Source organism: Nitrospirillum guanabarense (assembly GCF_034653355.1).
In the GTDB taxonomy this organism is placed as follows: domain Bacteria; phylum Pseudomonadota; class Alphaproteobacteria; order Azospirillales; family Azospirillaceae; genus Nitrospirillum.
This window is the reverse complement of record NZ_JAYEER010000001.1, coordinates 1036755-1054692: the sequence shown is the minus strand read 5'-3', so window position 1 is coordinate 1054692 and position 17938 is coordinate 1036755. Positions and strand designations below refer to the sequence as shown.

The following is a 17938-nucleotide window of genomic DNA, read 5'->3' as shown; positions in this document are numbered from 1 at the left end:
GTCATGCCTCATGCCGTTGCAAGACGCGACCGCGACCGCCCGGCGGCTGAGGGAACGCTTATCTGACAGCGCAGCCAAAGGTCTCAGCCACCCAGTCGGCGATGTAGTCGCGGGAGATGGTGCCGTTGTCGGCACCACAGTGTTCCACCTCATAATCCGTGGCGCGGAAGACATGCAGGTGCCGCTTGGGGCTGTTCACTGCCTGGTCAAAGGACAGGTGGGCGTATTCCAGCGGGATCTGCCGGTCGCCCTCGCCATGGGTGACCAGGAAAGGCACGCGGATTCTCTCCACCACGCCATCCAGGCACATGGACGGTGCCCAGGCCATGAAGCTGTCGATGTCCGGCTTGCCGAACACCCACATGACATGGTCCCAGTAATGGGGCACTGGGTTCTCCCCCTCCCGCTGTCGGCGGCGCTTCTGCATTTCGCCCCAGTCATGGTTGGCGCCCATGACGGCGCACAGGGCGAAGCGCGGCTCCATCGCCGCCGCGCGCGGAGCGTAATAGCCGCCCAGCGACAGGCCGAAGATGCCGATGCGCGCCGGGTCCACGTCATCCCGGGTCAGCAGGTAATCCAGCGCGGCGGACGCCCAGCGCTCACTGTCGTGCACGCCGTGCAGGCCACGCAGGCGCAAGGCCTCGCCCGTGCCCGGCTGGTCGATCAGCAGGGTGGACACGCCGCGCTTCAAGAAGGCCGCCGGGTTGCCGGCGTGGTAGATCTGCTCCTTCATGCTGTCCAGGCCGTTGCAACTGACCAGGCAGGGCGCCGGCCGGCCGTTGGCATCAGGCGGCGCCTTGATGAACAGGCCTGTGAAGCTGGCGCCCTCATACGCGATTTCGACGAACTCGCAGTTCTCGCGCGCCAGCCGGACACGCTTGGCGAACAGCGCCAGGCCCTTGGCATAGGCGATCTTGCGCGGGGCGTAGTCGCGGGCCTGCATGCGCTCCGCCGTCAGGTAGTATGTCGAGGCGCGGCCATACTTCTCCGCCGCCGACAGCAGGCGCCCGGCGGCCTCGTCCGCTTCGGCGTTCCTTTCCACCTGGTCGGCCACGGCCAGCCAGCTATCGAAGAAACGTGCGGTGCCCGCGTCCTCCCCCCGCGCCGCCGCCTCGCGGATGGGACGGCAGGCGGCGTCGATCTCACCGATATTGCCGCCGCACATCAGCGCCAAGTTGGTGGACAGGTTCCAGACGTAGTTCCCGGGAAATGGCTCGTACATTTTGCTTACCCTCATGCGCCGGGCGCCGCCATCCGGCGGCTTGGCTTCCTCAGTTTCCAGTCCACCGCGTCCCTCGGAAATTTCCGGCGCCCGCGGTCGCGGGCTATGCCGGAGTGGAGTTCAGCTGCGGACCTCACTTGTGGTCCGGCTTGTCCTCGGCCAGGGGCTGGCCGTCGTGCAGGTAGGGTGGCGCCTCGATCAGGACGAAGACGATGCGGCAGACCGTGGTGGCGCTGGGATTGCGCCACAGGTGCATGGTGCCACGCTGGATGATGATGCCGCCGGCGCCCACGGTTTTCTTCACCCCGTCGTCCAGCTCCAGCTCCACCTCGCCCGACAGGACGATGCCGTAGTCGATGCTGTTGGTCCGATGCATGGGGGAGGTGCCGCCCGGCAGCATGTCCACCACCCGGATGACGGAACCGTGGTCCAGCGTCAGGCCCGCGTCGCGCAGGCGGCCGTCCGTTTCGTCGTTGTTGTCGGCCGGAACCGTGGGCGTGGTCCAGATCAGGGTGAAGGCGGCGTCACCCGAAGGGATGCGCTTGGTCGGGAACGCGTCGTCCGACTTGAAAATGGCCCGAGCGTCGGCGTCGTGCCCCGTCACCACGCGGCGAACGGCGGGCAGCCCTGAATCACTGGTCATGGTGTCAAGCTTTCTCTGGGGGATCAGATTTCGGCAAGCAAGGCGGCCTGCGCCTTGGCCATCATGGCGCCCATGGTTTCGGGTGAGACGTGGTCCTGCTGCGCCTTGCCGATGGCCACGCTGCTTTCCACCACCAGCCGGCAGCGTTCGAAACGGCGGTCCGTGAAGGCTTGGAAGGCGGCGGTGACGTGGGGGTGCCGTTCCAGCTCCTCCGCCAGGACCAAGGCGTCCTCCACCGCGATGCCCGCGCCGGACGCCAGATGGGGGGTGGTGGCGTGCGCCGCGTCGCCGATCAGGATGCTGCGGCCCTTGAACCACTGGTGGCGGGGCAGCAGCACCGCCTCAAGCGGGCGGACATTCACCCAGGAGTCCGCGCTCAAATTCTCGCGCACCGTCGCCACGGGACCGCCGAAAGGGGCCAGCAGCCGGCCCAGGCGCTGGTAGGCCGTCGCCTCATCCACCCTATGCATCTCGGGCACGTTTTCCAGCAGCCACAGATACATCAGATCCTGGCTGACCGGCACCAGGCCGCAGGTCACCGGCGCGCCGACGAAGAAGTGCGACCGGTCGATCTCCGGCGGGCGCTTCGCCACCACGCGCCAGCAATACTGGCCGGTGTAGGCGGGCTTGGGCGCGTCGGGGAACAGGAAGGCGCGTGCCTTGGAAAAGGCGCCGTCGGCCGCCACCACGAAGTCGTAGGTGCCGGTGCCGCCGTCGCTGAACCGCACGTCCACGCCGTTGCCGGTGTCGGTCCATTCGGTGGCGGTAAGGCCCAGGCTGACCCGTACCCCCGCCTCACGCGTCAGCCGCGACAACAGGGCATGCAGGTCGGGCCGCATGATGCCGCCGGACACCGGCAGGTCGGGCTGGATGGGCCGGTCCTGCAGGTCGGCCACGGGCATGCCATTGGGGGCGCACAGCCGCCCGCCTTTCGTCACGTGGAAGCCCTGGGCCTTCAGGTCATCCAGGATGCCCAGGGTACGGAAGGCCCGGTAGGTCGGGCCCGTCACGGTGATGCCGGCGCCATAGACGCGCCAGTTGGGGTCGGCCTCGACCACATGCACCGGCCACCCGGCGCGGCTGGCCAGGATGGCGAAGGACATGCCGCCGATACCGCCGCCCAGGACAAGGATGGGGGCGCCGCGCGCGCGATGAGGACTGAGGCATCGCCAACTTCTCCCGTTTCTTCCCTAGCGCGCCCTATTCAAAGGGGCGCGTCACGGGCGATCCTAAGAGCCGCTCAGCTATTGTTGAAATTGATTTGGAAGATATCTTGGCACCTGTCCGGCAAATGGGTCGCCGGCACAACCAATGGCCTTGGGGCGAAGAAGCGGTGGGTTTCAATGGCATGGATTTCAGCGACGCCCGCGCCGCTTTCGTAGAGCCATGACCGTGCCGCCCACCTCCGCCCACCGGCAACGACGATTAGGCCAATGACAGCCGGCGGCCGTCAGGCCCGATCCACCCTCGCCAGCACTTCACGTACCACCGTCTGCAGCTGCCGGCCGAACAGCGGCTTGTACAGGATGGCCGCGGGGTGGTCCTGGTTGATGCGCTCCACCATCGCCGGCTCGCGCGAGCCGGTGATGAAGATGACCTTGGATCCCACGAATTCATGGATGGCGAGGGCCGCGTCCACGCCGTCGCCCACCCCCTTGAGCCGCACGTCCATCAGCACCAGGCGGGGCCGCTGCGCCTTGGCCATGGCGATGGCGTCGGCGGCGGTGGAAGCGGTGCCGCACACCGTCAGCCCCATGTCGCGGATCTGGATGCCGAGCGTCTCCGCGATCAGGAATTCGTCATCCACCACCAGGACGCAGTCTTGCAGACCATCGCTCATGACGTCTCATTCCCACCGGGGATTCCCGCCACATCCACCGCCGGTGTCGGCAGGATGATTTCCGCCCGTGTGCCCTTGTCGAACCGCATCGCGATCGTTCCGTCCAGCTGCGCCACCAGGCCCTTCACGATGGCGCTTCCCAGGCCGCGCCTGTAGCCGCCCACCTCGTCCTCCCCTGCGGGTGGCGTGGCGGACATGCCGTCGCCGTCATCCGCCACCACCAGCAGCACGCCACCCTCCTCCCGGCGGCGCATCGCTATTGTGATGGTGCCGCGCCCATCCGGGAAGGCGTGTTTCAACGAATTGGTGATCAATTCGGTCACCAGCAAGCCCAGGGGGATGGCGAAATCCAGGTTGACCATCAGGGGGCAGACGGCGATGTCCAGCGTCACGTCCTCATCCGCCCCCGCTTGCAGGATGTTGCGGGCCAGCTCATCCAGGAAGGGGGCGATGTCGAAGGTCACCAGATCGGATGAGGTCATCAGCTGCTGGTGCACCAGGCCCAGGGCATAGACCCGGCTGCGTAGTCCCATCAACGCCTGGCGCCCGTCTGGATCCCTCAGCTGCAGGGCCTGCATCATCACCAGCCCGTCGATCACTTGCAGGTTGTTCTTCACCCGGTGGTAGACCTCGCGCAGCAGCAGGTCGCGCTGCCTCAGGGCGGCGGTGCGCTCGGCCACCACCAGTTCCAGGTCCGACTTGGCCTCGCGCAGCGCCGCCTCCGCCGCAGCCCGTTCCGTGACGTCGATCAGCACGCCGGTGGCGCGCGTGGGCGTCCAGGTGACGGGGTCGCGCGCCACGATGGCGCTGCGGTGGGACAGCCAAATCCAATCCCCGCCATCTTCCGCGGTGTCCGGGTCGCTCTCGGCCCGGCGCACGCGGTATTGCATCTGCACCAGTTCCGCCGCCCCGGTCTGCAACAGCTTCAGGCCGGCCGCGCGCTCCTCCCGGTCATCGGGATGGATCCAGTCGGCCCAGGCGGCGTATTCGGGGCCGGCCATGGGGAACCAGGTCTCGGCCGGCAGGGTGCCACCCGTCACCTCGGCCGTACGGCGGTCCACCCAGCACAAGCCACGCGACAGGTCCAATTCCCAGATGCCCAGCTTGGCGCCCTCCGCCGCCAGGCGCAGGCGTGTCTCGCTTTCCTTCAGGGCAAGGGCCGTCTTGTGCATGGTGTCGATGTCCTCCACCACCGCCAGCAGCAAAGGGGGCAGCCGGGCGCCGGCCCTTCGTACCAGGGTGGCGGACACGCGGCCCCAGACGGGCGTGCCGTCCTGGCGCCGGAAGCGCAATTCGCGGACATAGACGCTGGCCTCGCCCGACAGCAGGCGTGCGAACTCCACCCCCTCCGCCGCCCTGTCCTCTCCCCACAGCACCTCGGGCCAGCGCACCCGCCCGGCCAAGTCCGCCCGGTCATGGCCCAGTATGCGGGCGAAGGCGTTGTTGACCCGCAGCATCAGCCCCGTCTCGGGATCGACCTGCACCTTGCCCACGGCCACCGCCTCGAAACTGGCGCGATATTCCGCCTCGCTGCTGGCCAGGGCCTCCAGCGCCGCCGCCCGTTCGGCCAGGGCTTCCGTCAACTGGGCGTTGGCGGCGCGCAGTTCGGCCGTGCGATCCGCCACCCTCCGCTCCAGCTCGGAATTGGCGGCCAACACCTTGGCCTCGCTTTCACGCAGCAGGGCGGTGGTGTGCTCCTGCTCCTCGATGGTGCGCGTCAGCTCGGCGTTCAGCCGGCCCAGTTGCGCCGGTGTGGGCAAGGCCAGCACGCGCGGCACCAGGGGCCACAGCATGGCGGCGGTGGCGACCGACAGCAGCGCCGTCACCAGCTTCACCATCCCCTCGATCCCATAGGCCGGCATCCACAGGGTCAGGATGGAAAACACGTGGGTCAGGCCGCAGGCCAGGATGAAGGCCACGAACAGATGCCCCACCCAGCGATAGGCGAGATCGTTACGCCGGCGTACGAACCAAGCCAACGCCAGGGGGATGGAGAAATAGGACAGGCCGATGACGGCGTCGGAACCGGCGTGCAACCAGATGAGGCCCGGCAGCCAACTGAGGCAGAAGCCATGTGGCGTGAGCCCGGATGGATCCAGCAACCAGTCCGTCAAACTCATAAGCGCCCTCCGCCGTAAGCACACCGCTTAAGGCCACAGGGTTCCAGCCCCTAAACCTTTGCGGGTGCCAAACGGTGGCGCGGGGCAATGTGCCCGTCAAGTCGCGCGTTCGATTACAGGGGCGCGGTCCTGCACGCATAGGATGAGACTTGGACGCCGGCGTCAGCTGGTGGCCTGCCTCGCCGCTTCCGTCACCTCACGCCGCACCAGCTTGTCCAGTAGGGGGAACTGAGGGTCGCCCAGCCAGGCACGCACCGCGGCCACGTCGGTCAGCGCGTGCAGGGCGGCCGTGGCCTGTTCCGGCTGCCCGACCTTGACGGCGATGCCGCCCAGGGCGTGCACGCTCTCGAAGGCGTGTTCGTCCGGCACGTCGTCGCCGATGAAGATGGGACGGCGGCCCTTGAACGGTTCCACGGTCATGAAACGATGGACGGCGTCACCCTTCAGCGCCGCCGCAGGCAGCAGTTCCACGCCCACGTTGCCCTCCACCACCCGATAACCCTCGGGCAAGGTCGGCAACGCCGCCTTGGCCAGACGGGTGATGTGGTCCAGGGATCGCGGGTGCGGCCCGGTGTGGATGGCCAGCACCGGGCCCTTGCGCTCGATCACGATGTTGGGCGCGCGGCCCAGCTCGGCCTGCGCCCGCTCCGCCAGGGCGGCCAGGGCGGGTGGCTCTTCCGCCGCCACCGCCGGCTCGTCCGGGGACAGCCGCATCTCAATTCCGAACAGCCCGCCGGCACGCAGCACCATGGGTTGGAACAACGCGTCGATGGACGCCAGCGAGCGGCCGCTGATCACCGCCACCGCCCCGCCCAGCTGGCGGTCCAGGTTGGCCAGCAACGCGCGCAGCTCGTCATCGACCACCACCCCGGTGGGATCCTTGTGGTGTTCCAGCAGCGTGCCGTCGATGTCCAGGAACAGGGCCCAGCGGTCACCGGCGGCGGGCGCCAGGCCCGGGGACGGCATCGCTTCAGAAATGGCTCGGCTCAACGCTCTTTCCTTTCCCCATGCTGACCAGGCGCACCACGTTGCGGCCCAGGGCGCCGCGGGCGGACTGCTGCTTGGCCAGGCGGGCCGTGACGTGGGCGGTGTGGTTGCGTTTGCGCAGGCGGGCGCCGTCCAGCAGCATGTTGCCCGCCCAGCGGTAGATGTTGTTTTCCCGCACCGTCTCGCGCATGCGGCGCATCCGCTCGCGCTGCTCCTCCGGCGACATGGTCAGGCCGCGCAGCAGGGCGTCGGCCGTGCCACAGGTGTCGTACGGGTTGATGATGATGCTTTCCGGCAGCTCCTTGGCGGCGCCGGCGAAGCTGCTGAGGACCAGCACGCCCTGCTCATCCTCCCGCGCCGCCACGAATTCCTTGGCCACCAGGTTCATGCCGTCGTGCAGGCTGGTGACCATGCACAGGTCGGCGGCGCGCAACAGGCCGTAAACCTCATCCTTGCCGTAGGATTCGTTCAGCAGGTGGATGGGCCGGTAGCCGTCATGGCCGTAGCGGGCGTTCAATTCGTCCACATAGTCCAGGCATTCGCGCTGGCACTGCTGATAGGCCGGCAGGGCGGTGCGGCTGGGCGCGGCCACCTGCAGCACCACCATGCGGCCGATCCATTCCGGGTGGCGCTTGAACAACTCCTCCACCGCGCGGAAGCGGTCGACGATGCCCTTGGTATAGTCGAAGCGCTCCACCCCCACGCACAGCTTCATCTCCGGCGCCAGGTTGAAGCGGTCGAAGATGGCCCGGCGGCAAGCCTCGACCGGCGGCTGGCGCGACAGCGAGGCCGGCGGCCATTCGATGGAGATGGGGTGGGCGTGCACATGAGTGGTGTGGCCGCCGAAGGTGACGGACGACGAGTCCCGCTCGATCCGGCTTTCCAGGAAGCGGTCCACCGTCTCGATGAAGTTATTGCAGTAGTACTGGGTGTGGAAACCCATGACCGAGCTGCCCAGCATGCCGTCCAGGATGCGTTCCCGCCACGGGCAGATGCCGAAGATCTCGGCGTTCGGCCAGGGGATGTGCCAGAAGGTGATGATGACGGCGTCGGGCAGCCGCTCGCGGATCATGCGGGGCAGCAGGGCGAAGTGATAGTCCTGGATCAGGACCACCGGCCGCTCGTCCCGCGCCTCCTCCACCACCACGTCGGCGAAGCGGCGGTTCACCGCCTCGTACACCTCCCAGTCCTCGGCGTTGAAGCTGGGCCGGGTGAAGGCGACATGGCATAGGGGCCAGAGGCCATCGTTGGAGAAACCGTAGTAATAGTGCTTCTCCTCACGTTCGCTCAGCCAGACGCGGCGCAGGGTGTAGCTGGGATTGTCGGGCGGCACGGCGATGCGGTCATCCGCGTCCACCGTCAGATGGTCGGCCGAACCGCTGCCGTGCGCGATCCAGGTGCCGGCGCAGGTGCGCATGACCGGATCCAACGCCGCGACCAGGCCGCCGGCGGGCGCCCGCAGCTTCACGGCCCCGTCCTCCTCCAGGTCGTGGATGAAGGGTTCGCGGTTGGAGACGACGATGACCTGCGCCCCCGTCAGTTCCGTCTTCAACAGATGACGTAGCGTGTCCGGCGTCCAGGTGCCCAGCCGGTCGGTGGCGATGCCCTCATTCTTGGTGGACCGCAAGGCGCGCTGGGCCACGGCGTGGGCGTCGCGCGCGCCAATCACCGGGGAAGACGCCACGGGGGCGTCGCCCGCCAGTACCTGGCGCCGCGTCTCCTCATAGGTCGGAATGGCAGGCTCCGCCTCCGGCGGATGGCGGTCGCGGCCCCACCGCAGCAACAGCACGCTGGAAAGGATCAGGGCCGCAACGGATAAGAGTAGGCTGGCCCCCACCAGGTAGACGGCGGCGGAGTCCTGCGTCAGCAGCGCGCCCAAATCGATGTCCATCATGGTGATACACCCATACCCTATCGGTTAAGAAGACTATGACCCGGCGTTATGGTTGCAGTAATCAGGTCATATATCGTGCGTGTCGAACAGATATAGCCGTAATGGCTCTTTCTATTAGTCATCGCCCCAGTATTTGTGTAGGAATTCTAGAGACGAGATTGTGTTCCAAAAAAGGCAACCGGGGCGGAAGCGGGACCGAAAATCCGCATAGGCGGCGTAGGACCGAGGGGGAACGCCCCCGGTTCCTTGGTCCCATCGCCGTAGTCCCATCGGCCCTTACGAGCGGACGATGAGGGGCACCAGGCCTTCCTCGTGGTCGGAGATGGAGGCGATGACCTGCCCCCCCATGCGCTGGAAGAAGAGGTCGACGGTGTGTTCCCCCACCGTCACGCGGCGCACGGTCAACTGATCGATACCGATGGGCAGCTTGGGCCGGTTGACGTGGATCTCACCCCGCCAGCCGTCGATCTCGATGCCCAGGCAGGCCTGCAACAGCATGAAGACGGAGCCGGCGGCCCAGGCCTGGGGCACACAGGCCACCGGATAGGCGATGGGCGTCTCCCCCTGTTCACGCGGGAAGCCGCAGAACAGCTCCGGCAGGCGCATGCCGAAGCGCACCGCCGCCTCGAACGTGTCGCTCATCAGCTTCACCACCCCGCCGCGCACGCCGTAGCGCGCCAGGCCGGCGGCGCAGATGGCGGTGTCGTGCGGCCACACGGAACCGTTGTGATAGGACATGGGGTTGAAGCAGACCTCGGTGTCCGCCAGCGTGCGGATGCCCCAGCCGGTGTGGAAGGCGCCGGCCAGCAGCTGGTCCGCCACGCGGTGCGCCCGCTCCGGCGAGGGCAGGCCCACGAACAGCAGATGCCCGACGTTGGAGGCGCGTACGCGGCAAGGCTTGCCCTTGCCGTCCAGTGCCAGGGCGTAGAAGCCCATGTCCTCCATCCAGAAATGGGTTTCCACCGCCTGCCGCAGGGCTTCGGCCCGATGCTGCCAATAGGCCGCCTGCGCATCCTCCCCCCGCCGCTTGGCCAGGCGGGCCAAGCCGCAATAGGCGGCATAGACATAGCCCTGCACCTCGACCAGGGCGACCGGCCCCTCCGGCAGGCTGCCGTCGGCGTGCTGGATACTGTCGAAGCTGTCCTTCCAGCCCTGGTTGGCGAGGCCGGACTCCTCGGCGCGCTGATAGTCGACGAAGCCGTCGCCGTTCTGGTCGCCCGCCCCCTCCATCCACGAGGCGGCGGCGCAGAGCGAGGGCCACAGCTGGTCGATGAAGGCCATGTCCCCGGTGCGATCGGCGTAGACCGAAGCCAAGTAGATATAGAGCGGCGTGGTGTCGACGCTGCCGTAATAGCGGCCGAAGGGCAGCTCGCGCAGCACCGCCATCTCGCCCTTGCGCGTCTCGTGCAGGATCTTGCCTGGCTGCGCGTCGCTGAAGGGTGCCGTTTCTGTGGCCTGGTGGGTGGCCAGGAAGGCCAGCACCCCCCGCGCCAGGCGGGGGTTCAGCCACATCATCTGCAAGGCGGAGATGATGCCGTCGCGGCCGAAGGCGGTGGAGAACCAGGGGATGCCGGCATAGGGGTAGGGGCCGGTGGACAGTTCCGTCGTCAGCAGGGCGGTGTCCGCCTGCGCCCGGGCCAGCCAATCGTTGAACACGCGGCCGGAGCTGTAGACGCTGGCGCCCCGGCGGCGCTTGGTGCGCATCTCCAGCCGCGCCCGCACCGCGGCGGCACGGAAGCGCACGCGGCTGGGCGTGTCCGTGCGCTCCGTCCCCACCTCGATATACAGGACGTGGCAGCCGCGCTTGGGCAGGTTGATGTTGAAGACGGCGCGGTCGCCCTGCAGACGGTCGGGCGCCTGGCTGAAGGACAGGGTGGACTGGCGGGTCACCTGGTCCAGGCCTTCATAGCTCAGCGTCACGCCGTCGCCCGACAGCTGGGCCTCATGCGTGCGGCCGCGCAGCTGGCGGGTGGACCCCCGCACCTCGAACATGTCGCGGAAATCGGCGGCGAAGTTGAAGGTCAGCGGCACGACGATGTCGCTGCCGCCGAAATTGGACAGGGTCACCCGCTCATACAGCCGGTTCTGCCACAGGATGCGCGTGCGCTCGATGTGGATGACACCCCACAGGGTCATGCCGCCGCCGGGGGCGGGCATGGGCACGTTGGTGCTGTTGGCGGTGAACAGGATGTTGTCCTCGCTGAGCGAGGCGCCCAGCAGCGACGGCTCCTTGTCGCCGATGCGCAGCTGATAGCGAGACAGGATGCGGGTGTCGTCCACGAACAGGCCGTCACCTTGGCCCTGGATATCGCCGTGGGCATCGGCCACCACGAAGCAATCGCCATGCTTCAGCGCGAACAGGCGGAAGGTCTCACGCGGGCCGCTGCCGTCGGGACCGGCCAGGCCGATGGCCGGGTCCAGCTGTCGTTCGTCGAGGGCTGCCATGGGTGTCTGGCCTCGCGGGGGTCAGGACGGCGGGGCGGCCACGGCGCGGTCGCCGGGCAAGGAGGCGGCCCCGCCGCCCTTCAGCAAAGCCTCGTAGGCCGCGACGTAGTTGCACGCCATGGCGGCCACGGAAAAGCGCCGCTCGAACACCTCGCGGATGCGGGCGCGGTCCAGGGCGCGCACCTTCTGCACGGCATCCACGGCATCGGCGATGGTATCGACGACGAAGCCGGTGACACCCTGGTCGATGATCTCGGGCATGGCGCCGTTGTTCCAGGCGATGACGGGCGTGCCGCAGGCAAAGGCCTCGATCACCACCAGGCCGAAGGGTTCCGGCCAGTCGATGGGCATCAGCAGGGCGGCCGCATCGCCCAGGAAGCCCGGCTTCCCGGCGTCGTCGATCTCGCCCACATGCTGGATGGCGCGACCGTCGATGTGCGGTTCGACGTGCTCTTTGAAATAGGGGCCGTCATCGTCGCCCACCTTGGCCGCCATCTTCAAGGGCAGGCCGGATTTCTCCGCGATCTCGATGGCGCAGGTCCGGCCGCTTGTCGCGGGAGAAGCGGCCCAGGAAGGCCAGGTAGTTGCCGGTGCCGCCCGGCCGGTTCGCCGGCGGGCGGTACAGGTCCAGCGGCAGGCCGTGATAGACGGTGGCCAGCCAGTTGGCGTCCGCCAGGGGCCGGCGCTGCCGGTCTGAGATGGAGATCATGGGATAGCGCGGCCACAGCCCGTATGAGGGCGCCAGGTCGACATAGTCCAGGCGGCCGTGCGGCGTGGTCACCGTGCGTTGCGCGCATTCCTTGAAGAAGGGGAAGTGCATGAAATGGCTGAGGTGGAAGTGCAGCACATCGAACTCGCCCGCGCGGGCCCGCACCTGTTCCAGCATGGCCAAGTGGGCCGCCACCGGCGACTTCAACGGCGCGTCGTCCAGCCACAGGGCCTTGGGCCGCATGGGCGCCAGCCTGGCCTTGGTCCCGGAATCGCCGCTGGCGAACAAGGTCACCTCATGGCCCAAGCCAACCAACTCATCGGTGAGATAAGATATAACCCTTTCAGTACCACCATAGTATGTGGGCGGAACCGTCTCATACAGCGGGGCGATTTGCGCAATCTTCATCGACGGTAATTCCCTAAATCGATGACAGAATTTGGAAAGCGCATGCACGAGTATTGTGGATGCGCCACCAAAGGGACCGGCGCAACGGTATCATCGGTTGGTGGTAGCAACCATAATTCTTAATGAATAGGGCATGGGGGCGAGGCCCGCGCCCAAATTTGACGCGCCGCCGCAACCCGGGCCTTTCGGCCTAGGACCTGATGTCGGACGTTAGGCGGCGGGCTTGGCCTTGGGCGCATAGCGCTGGCGCTGGGCGTCGTCGGCACCGGGGCCCGCGGCCAGGCGGAAGTCGCGGCTGGTGGCGGGCTTGCCGCTCACCCGGTCCACCAGCACCATGTCGGCGGGCTGGCCGGTCTGGGCGTCGACCAGTTGCACGGCCGGGCCTTCGGGCGCGAAGTGGCGGTTGCCCCAGGCCAGCAGGGCCAGCATGACCTCGCGGAAATCGCGACCCCGTTCGGTCAGCACATACTCATAGCGGGGCGGCCGTTCGCTGTATTGACGCTTTTCCATCAGCCCGGCCTCGACCAGGGCGGTCAGGCGGCGGGTCAGCATGTTGGGGGCGATATCCAGGCTTTTCTGGAACTGGTCGAAGCGCGTCATGCCATGGAAGGCGTCGCGCAGGATCAGGATGCTCCACCATTCCCCCACCCGTTCCAGGCTGCGGGCGATGGGGCAGGTCAGGTCTTCGAAACTTTTACGCTGCATGGCAAGCCTTTGGCGGATCACATGTCCGCGACTTTCATGGTGCAAGTGTAAGGCCGCCGCAGTGGACCGCGCAAGGGGTTCGCGGCCTGGGCGCGCTATAAGCGCAAGCCCTGGAACCAGCGGAACAACCCTTGGAGGCCGGTGTAGAGGCGCCCGGCACCGATGGCGTCGGTCCAGTCCTGCCAGGTCTGCACCCAGCCGGACAGCCGGTCGGTCACCGGGTTGATGGGCAGGCCGTTGACCCAGTCGCCCAGTGGATGGGCGCCCAGCACCAGGGCCACCAGGGTCGCCGTTCCCAGCGACAGGGCGACGTGCCGCAGGCGGGAGGGGGCGGCGCCCTCGATGACCTCGACCGGATTGTAGCGGGGGCGCACCGGCGGGGGCGTGGGGGCCGCGTCCGGGGGGACCGACAGGCGGCGGGTCGGGATGGCGTTCATGTCTCGGCCCCCGTCAGAACTGAAAGTAGATGAAGGGGGCGACGCCCTCGGGCGCGCACGCCTGGATCAGCACCACGGCCAGGCCCACGACGGCGCCCATGGCGGGCCCCAGGAGCGCGGCAGGCAAGCGGCGCACCCCGTCCTCAATGCGCGCCAGGCGGTCGGTGGGCAGGAATTGGCTGGCGAGGGTGCCGGCGATCAGCAGCAGGGTCAGGGGGGTGGCGGCGGTGGGCAGGACCTGCCAGCGCCCGAAACCAGCCAGGAAGCGGCCGGCCACCTCCAGCGTGGGGGAGCGGAAGAAGATCCAGGTGAAGCAGACGAAGTGGAAGGTGGCGACGATGGCCAGCCCCCGCCGCCAGCCGAGCAGGGGCGGTGCCTCCCACTCCCCGATGGTGATGGCGCGCAGGCGGTTCACCAGATGCTCCACCACCAGCATGCCGCCGTGTAGCGCGCCCCAGATGACGAAGGTCCAGTTGGCGCCGTGCCACAGTCCGCCCAGCAGCATGGTGATCATCAGGTTGCGGCAGTGCTTCCACGTGCCGCCCCGGTTGCCGCCCAGGGGGATGTAGAGATAGTCGCGCAGCCAGGACGAGAGCGAGATGTGCCAGCGTCGCCAGAACTCCCGCAAGGAACCCGAACGGTAGGGCTGGTCGAAGTTCTGCGGGAAGCGGAAACCCAGCAGCGCCGCCAGGCCGATGGCGATGTCGGTGTAGGCGCTGAAGTCGCAATAGATCTGCATGGCGTAGCCGTAGGTGGCCAGCAGCAGATCCAGGGCGCCATAGCGGTCCGGGTCCATGAACACCGCGTCGACCAGGTCGGTCGCCAGGTAATTGGCCACCACCACCTTCTTGAACAGCCCGCCCATGATCAGCAGGTAGGCGCGGGTGGCGCGGATGTCGTCCGGATCCGGCCGTTCCCCGATCTGCGGCAGGAAGTGGCTGGCGCGGACGATGGGCCCCGCCACCAGCTGCGGGAAGAAGGAGATGTAGAGCACCAGGTGCATCAGGCTGGCCGGCCGCCGCAGGGTGCCGCGGTAGAGGTCCACCAGATAGGAGATGCCGTGGAAGGTGAAGAAGGAGATGCCCACCGGCACCACCATGTCCAGGAAGCCCAGCCGCACCGGCAGGCCCAGGAATGTGGCCGTGTCGTTCACCGCGTGGCTGGTGAAGTCGGCGTATTTGAAAAAGGCCAGCACGCCGAGATTGACGGCCACGGCCAGCGAGACCGCCAGTTTACGCCGGGCCGGCGTTTCCTGGCGCACGATGGCGTGGCCGGCCAGGTAGTTGAACAGCGTGCTGCCGCCCAGCAGGAACAGGTAGCGCCAGTCCCACCAGCCGTAGAAAACGTAGCTGGCGGCCGACAAGAAGGCGACGCGCCCCTGCGGGAAACGCGCCAGCGCCCAGGCGGCGGCGAAGACGATGAGGAAGAACAGGCCGAAGTTCAGCGTGGGGAACAGCATGGGGGTTCCCTCACCGGCCGGCCACGGTATTGGCCGCGGTGTCGGGGCCGCCGGCCACCACCGGCCGGGGCGGCGCGGCCCCGGGCTGGACATAGCCCTGGTACTGGTCCATCAGCCAAGCGAAGAAGGCGTTGGCCGTCAGGGTGTAGCCTTCCGGCGTCAGGTGCACATGGTCGGCGCGGGCCAGGGGCACGGCCTGGCGCACCCAGCGGTCCATGCCGCAGGCACCCGGCATCAGCTGCGACCAGTCCCAGAACACATAGTCGCCCGACTTGGCGCCCTGGGCCTGCAGGGCCCGCACCCGACCCAGCATGGCGGGCGTGTACCAGGCGCACTTTCCCAGGGGCGGGGGGGTGTCCTGGCAGGGGAAGGCGGCTTCCTTGTCCGCCACCTTCTTGCAGGCGGCGGCTTCCGCCTGGCCGTCCAGGGGGCCCAGGACGACCACCGCCACCGGCCCGGCGTTCAGCCGGCGCAAAGCCGCCTTGAACCGTTCCTGATAGACCGCCAAATCCAGATCGCGGTCGAAGCCCTCATTGGTGCCATAGGCGAGGATGACCAGATCCGGCTTGCGCCTGGCCAGTTCCAGCGCGACCGTCTCGGGATTCCAGCGGTCCATGGTGGTCAGCCGCGCGCCTACCACGCCAGCGCTGTCGAACACCACACCCGGCTTGGCCCGGTCCAGCGACCAGCCGGCGATGTCCACCGGCCGGCCGTCGGCCGCCACCAGTTTCAGCTGCTGCGCCTGACCGGCGGTGGGCAGGGTGACCCAATCAGCCTGGCCGGCGGGACCTTGCGTGGAAATCTGCTTGACCACCCGGTCGTCGATCAGCACCAGCAGATCGCCGCCGCCCGGCTGGCGCACCACGGTGACGCTGGCGATGTCGAAGCCCAGCCCGTCCTTGGGCGTGACCGCGATCGCCGCCCCCCGCGCCCGGCTGCGGGCGACGAATCCGGTCATGCCCCAGCCCGGCGGCGGGGTGTCGCTGAGGCTGTTGAAGTACTGCCACTTGCCTTCCTGGGTCACCGCCACGTCGGCGCGGCGCGACCCGATATAGGGCTTGCCCGCCGGCATGTAACCCGGGCCGGCGGAGCCGAAACGTTCCTGCAGGGCGTCGCGCAGGCGGGTGGTGAAGACGCCGCCGGCGGTGTGGCTGTCGCCCAGCTGCAGGATGTCGACCGTGCCGCCGTGCCCGGCCTCGATGGCGGCCAGCCGCTGGAACAGGCGTTCAAAGCCCGGATTGCCATCATAGGGGGAGGGCATGCGGGCCGGCGGCGCCACCGGCAAGGTCCCGGTGGCCGCCACCTGCATGGCCCCCTTGGGCGTGGTGGAAGCCGTGCGGCCGGCGGGGGTGCCGCTGCAGGCCGCCAGGGCGGCCAGCATCAGGGTGAGGGACGCGAGACGGCGGCGCATGGACGTCAGAGCTGCCGCGCCGGGGTGGCCATGAGCGCGCGGCCATGGGACCCGATGGACGAGCCAGCGGCGGCGCCGGTGGCGGCGCCGGGCCGCTGGAGGGAGGGCTGCTGGCTGGGGGGCTGGCTGGCCGGCAGGTCGGCGGGCACGGGCTTGGCCGTGGGGACGGAAGCATTGGACGTGGTGGCGGCCGCCGGCGTGACCGTCGGCGTCGCCGCAGGCACCACCGGGGCGTTCGCGGGAGATTGCGCCGGCGCCACCGGGGCGGCGGAAGCGGCCTTGACCGCCGGCTTGGGGGCCGGCGCCCCGGCCAGCTGCAGCCGGGTCAGCACCTTGGTCGCCACCAGCTGGTAGCCGTAGCCGGTGAAGTGGATGCCGTCGTCGGAACGCAGCTGCTGGCTTTTCTGGCGGCTGTCGTCGATGCGCGCCGTGAAGTTGCCGTCGGCGTCCAGGTAATCCTGGTACAGCGACAGGAACACGGCGCCGTACTTGCCGGCCTCCGTCTCGTAAAGGGTGGTCATGAACTTGGCGTCGTCGTTCGTTTCCGGCTTGCGCATGACGGGCAGGCCCACCCATACGGTGGTGACGTGGTGGTCCTTCAGCGTCTGCAGCAGCCAGTCGATACGCTGGGTGTAGACGTTGGTCCAGCCGGGCGACTTGAACAGGTAGCCCTTGCGGTTCTCGTCCCGCACGCCCTGCATGTCGTTGGCGCCGAACATGATGACGGCATAGCCGCCCTCCCCCGCCTCATCGATCTGGCGGGCGGTTTCCGCCTGCCAGTTGGCGTAGTCGGGCCGGGTCAGGCCGGCGCCCAGCTGGGAGTGACGCACCAGCCGCATCTGCGGCTGGGTCTTCAACCGTTCATACAGCCCGCTCCACACCCCGTCGGCCAGGGAGTCGCCGTAGACGGAAATGGTGACATCGGCCGGAGCGGCGGCCGGTTGGGGGACCACGGCGGGCGGAGCCACCGGTTCGGCGCGGACGGCAGCGGCGGACAAACAAAAGAACGTACTGAAAACAATAACGAACCGGCGGTTCATCGAGGGCCCCTGACTGCCGAACCTAATGAATCCCATGAGGGTGGCGCGGACGGCGTCAATACAGCCGCCCGCACCGTCATACCGGGAGTCCCGGCGCCTGTCACGCGCCGGCTGGGGATAGCTCCAACGCCTATGGCTCAGGCCGTCAGGAACAGGGCCCGTTCCTTCTGCCGGCGGGCGGCCAACCCCGGCAACGTCACCAACTGGCCATTCACATGGGCCTTGTCCCAGACCAGGAACTGGTCGGCGGCGGCGGTGTAGTCACCCGTGTTCAACAGGCTGAGCAACGTCGATGCCGTCAGGGAGCCGATACCCAGGTTGAAGACGAAGTCGGTCAGGGCCGCGTACTGGTTATCCGTCAGTGCCACCGTCACCACCTCGCTCACCCCATCGCCGGCGGTGGCCAGATCCTGGGCCAGCAGATCCTGGGCTTGGGCCAGGGTGATGGTCATGCCGGGCATGACATCCGGGCCGGTGTGACCATACCCGATGGTCAGGCGCCCCGCAGGGCAAAGATAGGCGGTCAGCTCCAGCCCTTCGGACTGTTCGGTCAAGGCGACACCCGCTGCGTTCACGGCCCTGGTCATTCCCACGCGATTCCCTACTTTGGAAACACAA

At 68.1% G+C, this 17938-nt stretch carries 16 protein-coding genes; all 16 read right to left on the bottom strand.

The window, feature by feature from the left end; genetic code table 11:
• Positions 1-58: 58 nt before the first annotated feature.
• Positions 59-1222, bottom strand: a complete 1164-nt coding sequence (locus UAA55_RS04350; RefSeq protein ID WP_322951433.1) for an alpha/beta hydrolase family protein — start codon at positions 1220-1222, stop codon at positions 59-61.
• 133 nt (positions 1223-1355) lie between these two features.
• A complete protein-coding gene (locus tag UAA55_RS04345) occupies positions 1356-1865 on the bottom strand; it encodes a cupin domain-containing protein (protein WP_322951432.1) in 510 nt (169 codons plus the stop codon).
• A gap of 23 nt (positions 1866-1888) precedes the next feature.
• The gene (locus UAA55_RS04340) at positions 1889-2989 is read right to left on the bottom strand and encodes an FAD-dependent monooxygenase (RefSeq protein WP_322951926.1); all 1101 of its coding nucleotides are present in this window, start codon (positions 2987-2989) and stop codon (positions 1889-1891) included.
• 326 nt (positions 2990-3315) lie between these two features.
• On the bottom strand, positions 3316-3705 hold the full coding sequence (locus tag UAA55_RS04335; protein WP_322951431.1) for a response regulator: 390 nt from the start codon (positions 3703-3705) through the stop codon (positions 3316-3318).
• Positions 3702-5825, bottom strand: a complete 2124-nt coding sequence (locus UAA55_RS04330; RefSeq protein WP_322951430.1) for a sensor histidine kinase — start codon at positions 5823-5825, stop codon at positions 3702-3704. Before UAA55_RS04330 ends, UAA55_RS04335 begins: the two co-directional genes overlap by 4 nt.
• 162 nt (positions 5826-5987) lie before the next feature.
• Positions 5988-6815, bottom strand: a complete 828-nt coding sequence (gene otsB / locus UAA55_RS04325; protein WP_322951429.1) for a trehalose-phosphatase — start codon at positions 6813-6815, stop codon at positions 5988-5990.
• Positions 6796-8706, bottom strand: a complete 1911-nt coding sequence (locus tag UAA55_RS04320) for an alpha,alpha-trehalose-phosphate synthase (UDP-forming) (protein ID WP_322951428.1) — start codon at positions 8704-8706, stop codon at positions 6796-6798. Before UAA55_RS04320 ends, otsB begins: the two co-directional genes overlap by 20 nt.
• 276 nt (positions 8707-8982) lie before the next feature.
• Positions 8983-11151 (bottom strand): amylo-alpha-1,6-glucosidase, encoded by a 2169-nt coding sequence (locus UAA55_RS04315; RefSeq protein WP_322951427.1) that lies wholly within the window; start codon positions 11149-11151, stop codon positions 8983-8985.
• A 21-nt stretch (positions 11152-11172) separates the two neighbouring features.
• The gene (locus UAA55_RS04310) at positions 11173-11646 is read right to left on the bottom strand and encodes a glycosyltransferase (protein WP_322951925.1); all 474 of its coding nucleotides are present in this window, start codon (positions 11644-11646) and stop codon (positions 11173-11175) included.
• Positions 11621-12268, bottom strand: a complete 648-nt coding sequence (locus UAA55_RS04305) for a glycosyltransferase (RefSeq protein ID WP_322951426.1) — start codon at positions 12266-12268, stop codon at positions 11621-11623. The genes UAA55_RS04310 and UAA55_RS04305 overlap by 26 nt, the downstream gene beginning before the upstream one ends.
• Positions 12269-12478: 210 nt before the next feature.
• Positions 12479-12973 carry a winged helix-turn-helix transcriptional regulator gene (locus tag UAA55_RS04300; protein ID WP_322951425.1) on the bottom strand — a complete coding sequence of 165 codons (495 nt, stop codon included), beginning with the start codon at positions 12971-12973 and terminating at the stop codon, positions 12479-12481.
• A gap of 95 nt (positions 12974-13068) precedes the next feature.
• Entirely contained in the window at positions 13069-13410 is a 342-nt protein-coding gene (locus tag UAA55_RS04295; protein ID WP_322951424.1) for a hypothetical protein, read from the bottom strand.
• Between the two features lie 13 nt (positions 13411-13423).
• Complete coding sequence (locus UAA55_RS04290) at positions 13424-14869, bottom strand: MBOAT family O-acyltransferase (protein ID WP_322951423.1); 1446 nt, start codon at positions 14867-14869, stop codon at positions 13424-13426.
• A 10-nt stretch (positions 14870-14879) separates the two neighbouring features.
• On the bottom strand, positions 14880-16280 hold the full coding sequence (locus UAA55_RS04285; RefSeq protein ID WP_322951422.1) for a GDSL-type esterase/lipase family protein: 1401 nt from the start codon (positions 16278-16280) through the stop codon (positions 14880-14882).
• A 5-nt stretch (positions 16281-16285) separates the two neighbouring features.
• Entirely contained in the window at positions 16286-17233 is a 948-nt protein-coding gene (locus UAA55_RS04280) for an SGNH/GDSL hydrolase family protein (protein ID WP_322951421.1), read from the bottom strand.
• A gap of 224 nt (positions 17234-17457) precedes the next feature.
• Positions 17458-17907, bottom strand: a complete 450-nt coding sequence (locus tag UAA55_RS04275; protein WP_322951420.1) for a lysozyme — start codon at positions 17905-17907, stop codon at positions 17458-17460.
• Positions 17908-17938 lie beyond the last annotated feature (31 nt).

Coding starts and splice junctions, on each gene's coding strand:
- UAA55_RS04350 (WP_322951433.1), bottom strand. CDS start 1,222: ATGTACGAGCCATTTCCCGGGAACTACGTCTGGAACCTGTCCACCAAC.
- UAA55_RS04345 (WP_322951432.1), bottom strand. CDS start 1,865: ATGACCAGTGATTCAGGGCTGCCCGCCGTTCGCCGCGTGGTGACGGGG.
- UAA55_RS04335 (WP_322951431.1), bottom strand. CDS start 3,705: ATGAGCGATGGTCTGCAAGACTGCGTCCTGGTGGTGGATGACGAATTC.
- UAA55_RS04330 (WP_322951430.1), bottom strand. CDS start 5,825: ATGAGTTTGACGGACTGGTTGCTGGATCCATCCGGGCTCACGCCACAT.
- UAA55_RS04320 (WP_322951428.1), bottom strand. CDS start 8,706: ATGATGGACATCGATTTGGGCGCGCTGCTGACGCAGGACTCCGCCGCC.
- UAA55_RS04315 (WP_322951427.1), bottom strand. CDS start 11,151: ATGGCAGCCCTCGACGAACGACAGCTGGACCCGGCCATCGGCCTGGCC.
- UAA55_RS04310 (WP_322951925.1), bottom strand. CDS start 11,646: ATGGCGGCCAAGGTGGGCGACGATGACGGCCCCTATTTCAAAGAGCAC.
- UAA55_RS04305 (WP_322951426.1), bottom strand. CDS start 12,268: ATGAAGATTGCGCAAATCGCCCCGCTGTATGAGACGGTTCCGCCCACA.
- UAA55_RS04300 (WP_322951425.1), bottom strand. CDS start 12,973: ATGCAGCGTAAAAGTTTCGAAGACCTGACCTGCCCCATCGCCCGCAGC.
- UAA55_RS04295 (WP_322951424.1), bottom strand. CDS start 13,410: ATGAACGCCATCCCGACCCGCCGCCTGTCGGTCCCCCCGGACGCGGCC.
- UAA55_RS04290 (WP_322951423.1), bottom strand. CDS start 14,869: ATGCTGTTCCCCACGCTGAACTTCGGCCTGTTCTTCCTCATCGTCTTC.
- UAA55_RS04285 (WP_322951422.1), bottom strand. CDS start 16,280: ATGCGCCGCCGTCTCGCGTCCCTCACCCTGATGCTGGCCGCCCTGGCG.
- UAA55_RS04275 (WP_322951420.1), bottom strand. CDS start 17,907: ATGACCAGGGCCGTGAACGCAGCGGGTGTCGCCTTGACCGAACAGTCC.